Here is a 12,450-nt window from a genome sequence, read left to right on the forward strand (position 1 = left end):
GCGCTACTCGTAGGTGCGTACGTCGTCGATGACCTTGCCGTCGTTCGGCAGGCCGTCGGCGTCTACCCATTCCACGTCGGCGCGCAGCTTGGTCACGTCGCGCACGGATTCGGCGATGCGGTTGGACAGCTCTTCGCCGCGTACCCGCGAGTCCACCTTCAGCACCATGCGGTCCGAACCGGTGCTGCCGCTGATGACGAGGCGGGCGCGCAGGATTTCAGGGTGGCGCCGCACCACGTCAGCGACCTGCGAGGGGTGGACGAACATGCCGCGCACTTTGGTGGTCTGGTCCGCGCGGCCCATCCAGCCCTTGATGCGGGTGTTGGTGCGCCCGCAAGGCGAAATGCCGGGCATGACGGCCGACAGGTCGCCGGTGCCGAAGCGCACCAGCGGATAGTCCGGATTCAGCGTGGTAACCACCACTTCGCCGACCTCGCCGTCAGGCACGGGCTCGCCAGTGCCGGGGCGCACGATTTCCACGATGATGTCTTCGCCCAACACCAGCCCCTGGCGGGCAGGCGTCTCGAAGGCGATCATGCCCAGGTCGGCGCTGCCGTAGGCCTGGTAGCCTTCGATGCCGCGGGCCGCCAGCCAGTCGCGCAGCGACGGCGGAAAGGCTTCGCCCGACACCAGCGCGCGTCGCAGCGAATCCAGCTTCACGCCCAGTTCGTCGGATTTCTCGAGGATGATCTTCAGGAAACTGGGCGTACCCGTGTAGCCGCTGGGCGCCAGGTCCTGAATGGCTCGCACCTGCTGTTCGGTCTGGCCCGTGCCGCCGGGAAAGACCGTGCAGCCCACGGCATGCGCCGCCGTCTCCATCATGGAGCCGGCCGGAGTGAAGTGGTAGGAAAAGCAGTTGTACGCCAGTTCGCCGGCGCGAAAGCCGGCAGCATACAGGGCGCGCGCAAAACGCCAGTAATCCGCGCGCGCGCTTTCCGGTTCGTAAATGGGGCCGGGCGAGGCGAAGACGCGCATCGCCTCTCCCCAGCCGATCGCGGAGAATCCGCCGAAGGCTTTGGCCGGGCCCGCAGGCGCCGCCGCATCGTCTCGGCTGTGCTGCTGGCGTTCCAGCAGTTCGTGCTTGCGCAGCACGGGCAGGCGGGCCAGCGCCGCGCGCGACGTGATGGTGGCGGGGTCAACGCCGCGCAGCTGTTCGGCGATTGCCGAGGCGCGCGCGATCGCTCGCGTAATCGCGCCGGGCAAGGCGGCCATCAGCTCGCGCTCGCGTTGCTCGGGCGCTCGGGTTTCCAGGACATCGAAAAACTCGGACATGGGATCGCACCCTCTCGTGTGCCGTACTGCGGTGTCGTTGCCGGCGGGGCACCGGTCCACACCGGCGCTGCCGCTCCAGGGATCAGGCCAGCCAGCGTTTGCGGCGGCGGTAGAACTTGTTGTCGCGGAAACTCTTTCTTTCGCCGCTGGAAATGCCCAGGTAGAACTCTTTGACGTCCTCGTTCTGGGCCAGGTCCAGCGCGGCGCCGTCCATCATCACGCGCCCGTTTTCCAGGATGTAGCCGTAGTCGGCGTAGCGCAGCGCGATGTTGGTGTTCTGTTCGGCCAACAGGAAGCTCACGCGTTCGCGCTGGTTCAGATCGCGCACGATCTCGAAAATCTCTTCCACGATCTGCGGGGCCAGGCCCATGGACGGCTCGTCCAGCAGGATCATGTTGGGGTTGGCCATCAGCGCGCGGCCGATAGCGGTCATCTGCTGTTCGCCGCCCGACGTATAGCCGGACTGGCTCCCGCGGCGCTGCTTCAGGCGCGGGAAGTATTGGTACACGCGTTCCAGCGCGGCCGCGGTGTCGCCGCGGCTCATGCTGCGGGTGTAGGCGCCGGTCAACAGGTTCTCTTCGATGGTCAGGTGGGCAAAGCAATGCCGACCCTCCATCACCTGCACGACGCCGCGCTTGACCAGTTCGGCCGGCGACAGCCGTTCGATGCGCTGGCCGCGGTATTGGATATGGCCCTTGGTGACGTCGCCGCGCTCGCCCTTGAGCAGGTTCGAGATGGCGCGCAAGGTCGTGGTCTTGCCCGCGCCGTTGGCGCCCAGCAACGCCACGATCCTGCCTTCGGGCACCTGCAGGGACACGCCCTTGAGCACCAGGATCACGTGGTTGTAGATCACCTCGATCCCGTTCACGTCGAGCAGCACGTTGGGCGCTTCGGCGGGGGAGGGGGCGATGGATGCAGCAGTTGTTGCAGCGGTCATGACGATTCCTGCGGCGTGGTGGCGGCGGGCGCCGGCAAAGGCGCCCGCCGCCGGTTCACATCAGTTCTCGCAAGTGCGGGGCGTGATGTTCTTTTCCTTGGCGTACTTGGCCGCGGCTTCCTTGACCATCGGGTCCAGAATGGTCTTGTCGGCCTGATACCAGTCGGAGGCGACCTTGAACTTGGCGCCGTCCCACTGCACGATGCGGGCCCAGTCGTCGCCCTTGTGGTTGCTGCACGAGGTCTTGACCGGGCGCATGATCTGGCCAAAGCCCAGCTTGTCCAGCTTCTCTTGCGTCAGGTTCAGGTTCTCGAAGCCCCAACGCACCTGGTCGGGCGTCAATGCCTTGCCTTTGCCGAACTTCTCTTGCGCCGTGCGGATCGCTTCCACCTGCAGCATCGAAATCATCATGCCGCGCGTGTGGGCGATGGTGCCCAGCGTGTTCTTGGCCGTCTTGTCCGAGCCCTGGCCCTTGTCGTAGACGAACTTCTTCAGGTCGTCATAGACCTTGTCGTGCTCGGCGCCGCTGTTGTGCACGGTGATGGCGTTGTAGCCCTTGGCGACGTCGCCAAGGTCCTTCACGTCGCCTTCAGAGCCGGCCCACCAGATCGCGTACATCTTGTCGCGGGGGTAGCCGCTGGCCTGCGCTTCGCGGATGGCGGTCGGCGTCATGATGCCCGCGCTCCACAGCAGCACATAGGCCGGACGCGCCTGGCGGATCTGCAGCCACGTGGACTTCTGTTCCACACCCGGCGCCGTCACCGGATACAGCACCAGCTCGAAGCCTTCCTTGGCGGCGCGTTTCTGCAGCAGCGGGATCGGTTCCTTGCCGTAGGGCGAGTCGTGGTAGACCAGGGCGATCTTCTTGCCCTTGAGCTTGTCCATGCCGCCTTCTTTCTTGGCGATGTCCTGGATCATCACGTCGGCCGCGGTCCAGTACGTGCCCAGGAGCGGGAAGTTCCACTCGAAGACGCTGCCGTCCACCGACTGCGACAGGCCGTAGCCCATCGTTTCGACGGGCACCTTGTCGACCATGGCCTTGTCGCTGACCGCAAACGTGATGCCGGTGGACTGGGTGTCGAAGCCCGAAGCCCCCGTGCCCTTGCCCTTCAGGCGCTCATAGCATTCCACGCCGCGGTCGGTGGCGTAGGCGGTCTCGCATTCTTCGTACGTGATCTTGACGCCGTTGACGCCGCCATCGCGCTCGTTGACCAGCTTCAGGTAGTCCAGCTTGCCGTCTGCCCAGGGTATGCCCAGCGGCGCGAACGACCCGGTGCGATACACCAGCAACGGAACGAACTGCTCTTCGGCCGCCATTGCCGGCGTGGCCACGGCGCCGACGGCGCCGGCTGCGGCCACCAGGGCTGCCGCCAACTTCAGGTTAAGACGCTTCATCTCCATTTACCTCCTGCGTGGTGTTTGGGGCAGTAAACCCTGGGACACCGGGATTGGCCCGGTCTTGAGCCGGGTATTCAGGATGTGGGCCACGGCACTTTTGCCGCCGCGGTCCGCAGAAATCAATGCGAAATCAGAATACGGTCAATGCGGGAACGGCCAGATGCGCAGCTTCTCTTTGCCAATGCTCCACAAGCGCGCCAGCCCGTGCGGTTCGGCGATCAGGAAGAACACGATCAGCGCGCCGAACACCATGTGTTCGATGTGCGCGGCGGTGTCGACCGACAGCGGGATGCCGAGCGCGTGCGGGATGTTCGACAGCGCCACCGGCACCAGCACGATGAAGGCCGCGCCGAAGAAGCTGCCGATGATCGAACCCAGCCCGCCGATGATCACCATGAACAGCAGCTGGAACGAACGCGTCAGGTCGAACGCCAGCGGCTCCCACGAACCCAGGTGGATGTAGCCCCACAAGGCGCCGGCTACGCCGACGATGAACGAACTGACGGCGAACGCAGTGAGCTTGGCGTACATGGGCCGGATGCCGATGACCGATGCCGCCACGTCCATGTCGCGGATCGCCATCCACTGGCGGCCGATGGCGCCGCGCACCAGGTTCTTGGCCAGCAGGCTGAAGATCACCACCAGGATCAGCACGAACAGGTACTTCTCCAGCGCGCTCTGCACGGGCAGGCCGAAGGCCGTCAGCGGCGGCACCGACACGTTGCCCGACGACGAGTAGTTGGTGAAGAACGGGATGCGCAGGAACGCCCAGTCCACGAAGAACTGCGCGGCCAGCGTGGCCACAGCCAGGTACAGGCCCCGGATGCGCAGGCTGGGGATGCCGAAGATCACGCCCACGATCGTGGCGAAGCAACCGCCCAGCAGGATCTGGATGACCAGCGGCATGCCGGGAAAGCGCACGCCGAAGTTCCAGGCCGCATAGGCGCCCACCGCCATGAAGGCGCCGGTGCCCAGCGAGATCTGGCCGCAGTACCCGACCAGGATGTTCAAGCCCACGGCGGCCAGCGACAGGATCAGGAACGGGATCAGGATGGCGCGCAGCAGGTAGTCGGACGACAGCGCCGGCACGGCGATGAACGCCACGGCCAGCAGCAGCCAGATGAAGATGCGGTCCTGGCGGATCGGGAAGATCTGCTGGTCGGCCCGGTAGCTGGTCTTGAATTGGCCGTTTTCGCGATAGAACATGTTTTTATCCTAGAGGGCCTGGTGGTTACACGCGGTCGATGATCTTCTCGCCGAACAGCCCTTGCGGACGGAACAGCAGGAACACCAGCGCCAGCACATAGGCGAACCAGATTTCGATACCGCCGCCCACGAGCGATCCCAGGTAGACCTCGGACAGCTTTTCCCCCACGCCGATGATCAGGCCGCCCAGAATGGCGCCCGGCACCGAGGTCAGGCCGCCCAGGATCACCACCGGCAACGCGCGCAGCGCCGCGGTGGACAGCGTGAACTGCACGCCGAACTTCGATCCCCAGATGATGCCGGCCACCAGCGCGACCAGGCCCGCCACGCACCACACGATCACCCAGATGCGGTTCAGCGGGATGCCGATGGATTGCGCGGCCTGGTGGTCGTCGGCCACGGCGCGCAGCGCGCGGCCGGTCGAGGTGTATTGGAAGAACAGCGCCAGCACGGCCACCAGCAGGGCGGCAATCACGGCGGCCGTCAGGTCTTCCAGGTTGATGAGCAGCCCGCCTTCGAAGACGGTGTCCAGGATCATCATCGGATCCTTGGGCATACCCACGTTGATGGAATACACCGAGCTGCCGAACGTGATCTGGCCCAGGCCGTCCAGGAAATAGCTGATGCCCAGCGTGGCCATCAACAGGGTCGTGGCTTCCTGGTTGACCAGGTGGCGCAGCACGAAGCGTTCGATGGCGACGGCCAAGAGGAACATCACCATGGCGCTGACGATGAACGCCAGCACGTTGGCCAGGATCATGTTGTCAAAGCCGAGCCAGCGCGGTATCCATTCCGAAAAACGCGCCATGGACAGCGCGGCGACCAGCACCATCGCGCCCTGCGCGAAGTTGAAGACGCCGGACGCCTTGAAGATCAGGACGAAGCCCAGGCCGATCAGCGCATACATCATGCCGCTCATCAGGCCGCCGAATAAGGTCTCTAGAAAAAATCCCATGTCTGTTCGCCTTAGTGCGAGACGCCGAGGTAGGCGCGGATGACGTCTTCATTCGCGCGGACTTCGTCCGGACGCCCGTCGCCGATCTTCTTGCCGTAGTCCAGCACCACCACGCGGTCCGAGATATCCATGACCACGCCCATGTCGTGCTCGATCAGCACGATGGTCGTGCCGAATTCGTCGTTCACATCCAGGATGAAGCGGCTCATGTCCTGCTTTTCCTCGATGTTCATGCCGGCCATCGGTTCGTCCAGCAGCAAGAGGCGCGGCTCCATCGCCAACGCGCGGCCCAGGTCCACGCGCTTTTGCAGGCCGTAGGGCAGGCGGCCGACGGGCGTCTTGCGATAGGCCTGGATCTCGAGGAAGTCGACGATGTTCTCGACGAATTCGCGGTGCTGAGTCTCTTCGCGCTCGGCTGGCCCCAACCGGAAGGCTTGCGACAGCAGCCCGCACTTCATGCGCAGGTTGCGGCCGGTCATGATGTTGTCCAGCACGCTCATGCCTTTGAACAAGGCCAGGTTCTGGAACGTGCGCGCGATGCCCATTTCGGCGGCGCGGCGCGGGTTCATCTTCGAGAAGCGCTCGCCCCGGAACGCGATGCCGCCTTGCTGCGGCGTGTAGACGCCGTTGATGACGTTCAGCATCGAACTCTTGCCCGCGCCGTTGGGGCCGATGATGGCGCGGATCTCGTGCTCGCGCACATTGAAGGAAATGTCCGTCAGCGCTTTGACGCCGCCAAAGGACAAGGAGATGTTCTGCATGTCCAGCATGACGTCGCCGATACGCTGGTCGCGGTCGTTGTTGCTCATGATCTCTACGCGGCCTTGGCAGTGATGGCGGGAAACGTCTTGACGGGGCGGATCTTCAGGTCGGCCGAGATCTTGCCGGAGCGTCCGTCTTCGAACTTCACTTCGGTCTCGATGAACTGCGATTGCTTGCCGCCGAACAGGGCGTCGATCAGCACGCCGTACTTTTGCGCGATGAAGGCGCGGCGCACCTTGCGCGTGCGGGTCAGTTCGTCGTCGTCCGGGTCCAGTTCCTTGTGCAGGATCAGGAAGCGGCTGACCTGCGAGGCCGAGAGCTTCGGGTCGGTGGCCAGGTCGGCATTGACCTGTTCCACGCATTCCGCGATCAGCTGATAGACCTCGTCCTTGGCCGCCAGGTCGGTATAGCCGGCGTAGGGCAGTCCGCGGCGTTCGGCCCAGTTGCCCACGGCTTCCAGATCGATGTTGATGAAAGCGCAGACATCTTCGCGATCTGCGCCGAAGGCCACGGCCTCCTTGATGTGCGGGAAGAACTTGAGCTTGTTCTCGATGTACTTGGGCGCAAACAGGCTGCCGTTGGCCAGCTTGCCCACGTCTTTCGCGCGGTCGATGATCTTCAACTGGCCGTCGGTGTCCAGGTAGCCGGCGTCGCCGGTATGGAACCACCCGTCGGCGCTGCGCGCTTCGGCCGTGGCGTCCGGATTGCGGTAGTACTCCTTGAAGAGGCCCGGACTCTTGACGAGGATCTCGCCGTTGTCCGCCACCCGGATCTCCACGCCGGCCACCGGCGGGCCGACGGTATCGTCGCGCACATGGCCGTCGGGCTGCACGCAGACGAACACGGACGTTTCGGTCGAGCCGTACAGCTGCTTCAGGTTGATGCCGATGGAGCGGTAGAAGACGAACAGGTCGGGGCCGATGGCCTCGCCCGCGGTGTAGGCCACGCGCACGCGGCTCATGCCCAGCGCGTTGCGTAAGGGGCCGTAGATCAGCACGTTACCCAGCGCATAGCGCAGGCGGTCCCAGGCGTTGACGGATTCGCCGTCCAGGATCTTGGTGCCCACGCGGCGCGCCAGGTTCATGCAGGCGCCGAACAGCTTGCGCTTGATGAAACCCGCGTCTTCCATGCGGATCATCACATGCGTCAGCAGGCCTTCCAGCACGCGCGGCGGCGCGAAGTAGTAAGTGGGGCCGATGTCGCGCATGTCGATCGACACGGTGTCGGGCGATTCGGGATGGTTCACGGTGAAGCCCGTGACCAGCAGCTGCGTGTAGGAGAACATGTTCTGCCCGATCCACGCGGGCGGCAGATAGGCCAGCACGTCTTCCTGGTCGGTCAGCTTCTCCATGTCGGACACGGCGCGTGCGCGGTCGATCAACGCGTGGTGGGTCAGCACCACGCCTTTGGGCTTGCCCGTGGTGCCCGAGGTATAGAACATGGCGGCCGGGTCGTGTGGCTGCACGGCAGCGATGGCGCGGTCCAGGTAGTCGGCGTGCTGGGCGGCGTATTCCTGGCCCAGCGTCTCCAGCTTCTCATAAGACAGCAGCATGGGGTCCGCGTAATGGCGCAGGCCGCGCGGATCGTCGAACACCACGTGCTTCAACGCCGGGCACTGCTCGCGCACTTCCAGCATCTTGTCGACCTGTTCCTGGTCTTCCACGACGGCCACGCTGATCTCGGCGTCTTGCAGCACGTAGACCATTTCTTGCGCGACGGCATCCTGGTAGAGCGGAACGGGGATTGCGCCCAGCGACTGCGCGGCCATCATCGCCATATACAGGCGCGGACGGTTTTCACCGATGACAGCGACGTGCATGCCGGGCCGGATGCCCAACGAGGCAAGGCCGTTCGCCACGTGCCGGACATGTTCGGCCACGTCGGACCACGTAAGGGTTTGCCAGATCCCCAGATCTTTCTCACGTATCGCGGGCCGCGACCCACGAACTTTGGCATGCGCGAACAGCAGCGCTGGAAAGGTGTCCAGCGCCGCCGGCACCTGTGCAGATGCGGGCGATGAATGTGCCACGTTGTCTCCTCCGGTTTGGGCACATCGCGCCAGGGGTCCGCGGGAGCGGCAGTGGCGATGAAGGGCTTGACCAGTTGGTTTTAGATTTACGGCAGGAGTTAAGGTATAAGGTTGGGTTGCTACCAACTGTCACCATCGCGACATTCAAGGAACTTTTAGGGTATTCCCGATGCAGCTAGCCGACTCCCTGCAACTTGCCGCGGCCTGGTTCCGTTTGCTCAACGCCGAACAGCAAACGCGCGTCGAGCGGGACTTGACCGTGCAGCAAGCCGTTGCCGGATCGATCATAGAGCGCAAAGGTGAACTCGCCCAGGCATGGATTGGCGTATTGGCCGGATTGGTCAAGGTGTCGGTCGGCAATGCGGAAGGCAAGGTCGCGTCGCTGACCGGCGTGCCCGCCGGCGGCTGGATCGGCGAAGGTTCGTTGCTCAAGCGCGAAGTCCGCAAGTACGACATCGTCGCGCTGCGCGATTCGGTGGTGGCGCGCTTGCCGGCCCCCACTTTCGATTGGCTGCTGGACACCAGCATCCCGTTCAACCGTTATCTGCTCCATCAACTGAACGAGCGCGTGGCGCAGTTCATCGGCAAGGCGGAGTACGACCGTCTGCTGGATCCGGACGCGCGCGTGGCCCGCTGCCTGGCCGAGCTCTTCAACCCTTTGCTGTATCCCGGCATGGGGATGCGCCTGACCATTACGCAAGAAGAAGTCGGCTATCTGGCCCGGGTATCGCGCCAGCGCGCGAACCAGGCGCTGCGCAAGCTGGAAGAGGCGGGCCTCTTGAACGTGGAGTACGGCGCCGTCCGGGTGCTGGATCTTGACGGGCTGAAACTGTACGGCTCCGACCGCAGCGCGGTCGAGGGCGAACAGGCGCTCTGAGCGGGTGCAGATTTCTTTTTGAAAAAAGCGCTTGACGTTAAATAGCGCGCTATTTAATATTGCGCAATGAAATCCAGACCCAAACCCAAAGGCGCTTTCAACCCGCTGCTGCTGGACAGCCAACTGTGTTTCGCCCTGTACTCGACCTCGCTGGCGATGAACAAGGTGTACCGCAAGCTGCTGCGCGGGCTGGACCTGACCTATCCACAGTACCTGGTGATGCTGGTGCTGTGGGAGGGCGACGAGATAACGGTGACGGATATCGGCGACCGCCTGTTCCTGGATTCCGCGACGCTCACGCCGTTGCTCAAGCGCCTGGAGGCCGCAGGCCTGGTCAGCCGCAAGCGCGCCGTGGACGACGAGCGCCAGGTGATCGTGTCGCTGACCAAGCAAGGCCGCGACCTGCGCGAGCAGGCCCAAACCGTGCCCCACGCCATCGCCGGTGCAGCACAATGCACGCTGGACGAGGCGCAGGGCATGATGAAGACGCTGCACGCGCTGCGGGAAAAGCTGGCCGACAGTATTTGAAGTGAGGGGTGACGGGCGCCGTCATCCGCTTAAATAAATAGCGCACGATATAGTTGTGTGCTATTAATATAGTTAGCAGGTTTGCATGTCATCGGTAAGCGCCAGCGCGGGAGGGCCCGCCCGGCGAGGCAGTTCAACTTTCATCCTACAAAGGAAACGCACCATGTCTATCGAAAAAGTCCTGTACCGCGCCAATGCCACCGCAACCGGCGGCCGCGAAGGCCGTGGCGTCAGCGATGACGGCAACCTCGACGTCAAGCTGACCACGCCGCGCGAACTGGGCGGCGCAGGCGCAGCCGGCACCAATCCGGAACAACTGTTTGCCGTGGGCTATTCCGCCTGCTTCCTGGGCGCCATGAAGTTCGTCGGCGGCCGCGACAAGATCGCCATTCCGTCGGACGTGTCGGTGAACGGCATCGTCGGCATCGGCCCGATCCCCACGGGCTTCGGCATCGAAGTCGAATTGAAGATCTCGCTGCCCGGTATGGAGCGCGAGTTGGCCGAGAAGCTGGTGGCCGCGGCGCATATCGTTTGCCCTTACTCGAATGCGACGCGTGGCAATATTGACGTGACGTTGACGATTGTCTGATCGTTGGGTCTCTTAGGGCGCGTGGGTGAGCTTCGTAGGTCGCCCGCCGACTGCGGCCGCCCGGGCGGCGCGCAATCGGCATACGCGCTTCTGGGCGTCGTGGCGATGCTCGCTTGCGCGCCACCCGTCTCTCGCAGTCGCCGTAGGATGGGTGGAGCGCGGCAAATCCGTTACAGGAACGATGCTAGACATCGCGCGCAACCCATCGTGCCGTCATTGATTGATGTGAATGATATGCGCCGATGAAAGCGATGTCCGGCATGCGTCGATGATGGGTTACGTGCGGCACGCTGCGGTCTTCGTAGCTAGACTCGAACGCACTCCACCCATCCTACGAAAAACAGCAAGACGCACGCACCAGTAGGATGGGTGGAGCGCGGCAAATCCGTTACAGGAACGATGCTAGACATCGCGCGCAACCCATCGTGCCGTCATTGATTGATGTGAATGATATGCGCCGATGAAAGCGATGTCCGTCCTGCGTCGATGATGGGTTACGTGCGGCATGCTGCGGTCTTCGTAGCTAGACTCGAACGCACTCCACCCATCCTACGAAAAACAGCAAGACGCACGCACCAGTAGGATGGGTGGAGCGCGGCAAATCCGTTACAGGAACGATGCTAGACATCGCGCGCAACCCATCGTGCCGTCATTGATTGATGTGAATGATATGCGCCGATGAAAGCGATGTCCGTCCTGCGTCGATGATGGGTTACGCGCGGCACGCTGCGGTCTTCGTAGCTAGACTCGAACGCACTCTACCCATCCTACGAAAAACAGCAAGACGCACGCACCACACGCGAAGCGGCATCACTCCGACGCAAGACTTCGCGTAAGCCCCACGAGGCCGCCTGCGCGGCCGGCATGGGGCGGGCCCCGCAAGACCCTCCACCACACCCCACGATCGATGCGAAGCCAAAGAACCCCATTCGCCCCGGCCGCGGTGAGATTGCAGCTGATGGAGCCCGGCGCGTAGGTGGCCTGCGGTGTGCGGGGAGTCGATAAGCCCGAGGGAATCTGAAGGCCGCGGCCGCAGGCCGCAACGAAGATGACGAAGGGGCAGTCCGGAGCGAAGGCTCCGGACCGCGATCGTTGACCCGCGCACCGCAGGCCACCTACGTGCCGGGCGGCCTTAAGAACCCAAACGCCCGCGCACAAAATCCCTGCTAATGCCCACCCCCGAGATAAGCAGCAACCACCGCCGGATCATCCCGCAGCTTCTCCGCGCTGCCATGAACAGAAATGCGCCCGTTCTCCAGCACATACCCATAATCCGCCACATTCAACGCCGCGGCCGCGAACTGTTCCACCAGCAACATCGTCACTCCCTCGTCCTTTAACCGCGCAATGATCCGGAACACTTCCTCAACCAGGATCGGCGCCAGCCCCATCGACGGTTCGTCCAGCAGCACCAGTTCGGGATTCAGCATCACCGCGCGCGCCATTGCCAGCATCTGCTGCTCACCCCCCGACAGCGTGCCGGCCAATTGCTCGCGGCGTTCCTTCAGCCGCGGGAACAGGTCCATGGCGCGCCCCAGGTCGGCCTGCACGTCGCCCTTGGGGCGGCTGCCCGTCAGGCGCGGGAAGGCCCCCAACAGCAGGTTGTCGGTCACCGACAGCGTCGGGAACACCCGACGCCCCTCCGGCGAATGGGCCAGGCCCAATCGCGCGATGCGGTGTGATTCCAGGCCGTCAATGCGCTTGCCGCTTAGCGTGACCTCGCCCGCAGTCGGGCGGATCATGCCGGACAGCGCACGCATCGTCGTCGTCTTGCCGGCGCCGTTCGAGCCGATCAGCGTCACGACCTTCGCCTTCGGCACCTCCATGCTGATGCCGTGCAGCACCTTCACCTTGCCGTAACCCGCTTCCAGATTCTTGATCGATAGCATCTTGTTGT

The 12,450-nt window shown here is 63.9% G+C and carries 11 protein-coding genes; 3 read left to right on the forward strand and 8 right to left on the reverse strand.

Translation table 11 applies throughout. From position 1 onward, the window contains the following. Positions 1-3 precede the first annotated feature (3 nt). The 7 genes from CEY09_RS11130 to CEY09_RS11160 form a co-directional block, all read right to left on the reverse strand. Positions 4-1,272 carry a phenylacetate--CoA ligase family protein gene (locus CEY09_RS11130; RefSeq protein ID WP_088588675.1) on the reverse strand — a complete coding sequence of 423 codons (1,269 nt, stop codon included), beginning with the start codon at positions 1,270-1,272 and terminating at the stop codon, positions 4-6. Between the two features lie 82 nt (positions 1,273-1,354). Then, positions 1,355-2,209 (reverse strand): ABC transporter ATP-binding protein, encoded by an 855-nt coding sequence (locus CEY09_RS11135; RefSeq protein ID WP_088588676.1) that lies wholly within the window; start codon positions 2,207-2,209, stop codon positions 1,355-1,357. 60 nt (positions 2,210-2,269) lie between these two features. Further along, positions 2,270-3,610 carry an ABC transporter substrate-binding protein gene (locus tag CEY09_RS11140; RefSeq protein ID WP_006224772.1) on the reverse strand — a complete coding sequence of 447 codons (1,341 nt, stop codon included), beginning with the start codon at positions 3,608-3,610 and terminating at the stop codon, positions 2,270-2,272. 138 nt (positions 3,611-3,748) lie between these two features. After that, a complete protein-coding gene (locus CEY09_RS11145) occupies positions 3,749-4,813 on the reverse strand; it encodes a branched-chain amino acid ABC transporter permease (protein WP_006224771.1) in 1,065 nt (354 codons plus the stop codon). A gap of 25 nt (positions 4,814-4,838) precedes the next feature. Continuing rightward, positions 4,839-5,768 (reverse strand): branched-chain amino acid ABC transporter permease, encoded by a 930-nt coding sequence (locus tag CEY09_RS11150; protein ID WP_006224770.1) that lies wholly within the window; start codon positions 5,766-5,768, stop codon positions 4,839-4,841. Between the two features lie 11 nt (positions 5,769-5,779). Further along, entirely contained in the window at positions 5,780-6,577 is a 798-nt protein-coding gene (locus tag CEY09_RS11155) for an ABC transporter ATP-binding protein (RefSeq protein ID WP_006224769.1), read from the reverse strand. Positions 6,578-6,582: 5 nt separating this feature from the next. Beyond that, entirely contained in the window at positions 6,583-8,559 is a 1,977-nt protein-coding gene (locus tag CEY09_RS11160; protein ID WP_006224768.1) for an AMP-dependent synthetase/ligase, read from the reverse strand. Between the two features lie 169 nt (positions 8,560-8,728). On the opposite strand from CEY09_RS11160, the gene CEY09_RS11165 reads away from it, so the two are divergent. The 3 genes from CEY09_RS11165 (at position 8,729) to CEY09_RS11175 (ending at position 10,553) form a co-directional block, all read left to right on the forward strand. Continuing rightward, positions 8,729-9,436, forward strand: a complete 708-nt coding sequence (locus tag CEY09_RS11165; RefSeq protein ID WP_006224767.1) for a Crp/Fnr family transcriptional regulator — start codon at positions 8,729-8,731, stop codon at positions 9,434-9,436. Positions 9,437-9,502: 66 nt separating this feature from the next. After that, positions 9,503-9,964: a MarR family winged helix-turn-helix transcriptional regulator gene (locus CEY09_RS11170; RefSeq protein ID WP_088588677.1), complete on the forward strand. Its 462-nt coding sequence runs from the start codon at positions 9,503-9,505 to the stop codon at positions 9,962-9,964. A gap of 163 nt (positions 9,965-10,127) precedes the next feature. Next, positions 10,128-10,553 (forward strand): organic hydroperoxide resistance protein, encoded by a 426-nt coding sequence (locus CEY09_RS11175; RefSeq protein ID WP_006224765.1) that lies wholly within the window; start codon positions 10,128-10,130, stop codon positions 10,551-10,553. A 1,166-nt stretch (positions 10,554-11,719) separates the two neighbouring features. On the opposite strand, the gene CEY09_RS11180 is transcribed toward CEY09_RS11175, so the two are convergent. After that, positions 11,720-12,442, reverse strand: coding sequence for an ABC transporter ATP-binding protein (locus tag CEY09_RS11180; RefSeq protein ID WP_006224764.1), 723 nt, complete (start codon positions 12,440-12,442; stop codon positions 11,720-11,722). Positions 12,443-12,450: the final 8 nt, after the last annotated feature.

It is taken from the genome of Achromobacter marplatensis (assembly GCF_002209535.1).
Lineage (GTDB): Bacteria > Pseudomonadota > Gammaproteobacteria > Burkholderiales > Burkholderiaceae_B > Achromobacter > Achromobacter marplatensis.

Coding starts and splice junctions, on each gene's coding strand:
- CEY09_RS11130 (WP_088588675.1), bottom strand. CDS start 1,272: ATGTCCGAGTTTTTCGATGTCCTGGAAACCCGAGCGCCCGAGCAACGC.
- CEY09_RS11135 (WP_088588676.1), bottom strand. CDS start 2,209: ATGACCGCTGCAACAACTGCTGCATCCATCGCCCCCTCCCCCGCCGAA.
- CEY09_RS11140 (WP_006224772.1), bottom strand. CDS start 3,610: ATGGAGATGAAGCGTCTTAACCTGAAGTTGGCGGCAGCCCTGGTGGCC.
- CEY09_RS11145 (WP_006224771.1), bottom strand. CDS start 4,813: ATGTTCTATCGCGAAAACGGCCAATTCAAGACCAGCTACCGGGCCGAC.
- CEY09_RS11150 (WP_006224770.1), bottom strand. CDS start 5,768: ATGGGATTTTTTCTAGAGACCTTATTCGGCGGCCTGATGAGCGGCATG.
- CEY09_RS11155 (WP_006224769.1), bottom strand. CDS start 6,577: ATGAGCAACAACGACCGCGACCAGCGTATCGGCGACGTCATGCTGGAC.
- CEY09_RS11165 (WP_006224767.1), top strand. CDS start 8,729: ATGCAGCTAGCCGACTCCCTGCAACTTGCCGCGGCCTGGTTCCGTTTG.
- CEY09_RS11170 (WP_088588677.1), top strand. CDS start 9,503: ATGAAATCCAGACCCAAACCCAAAGGCGCTTTCAACCCGCTGCTGCTG.
- CEY09_RS11175 (WP_006224765.1), top strand. CDS start 10,128: ATGTCTATCGAAAAAGTCCTGTACCGCGCCAATGCCACCGCAACCGGC.
- CEY09_RS11180 (WP_006224764.1), bottom strand. CDS start 12,442: ATGCTATCGATCAAGAATCTGGAAGCGGGTTACGGCAAGGTGAAGGTG.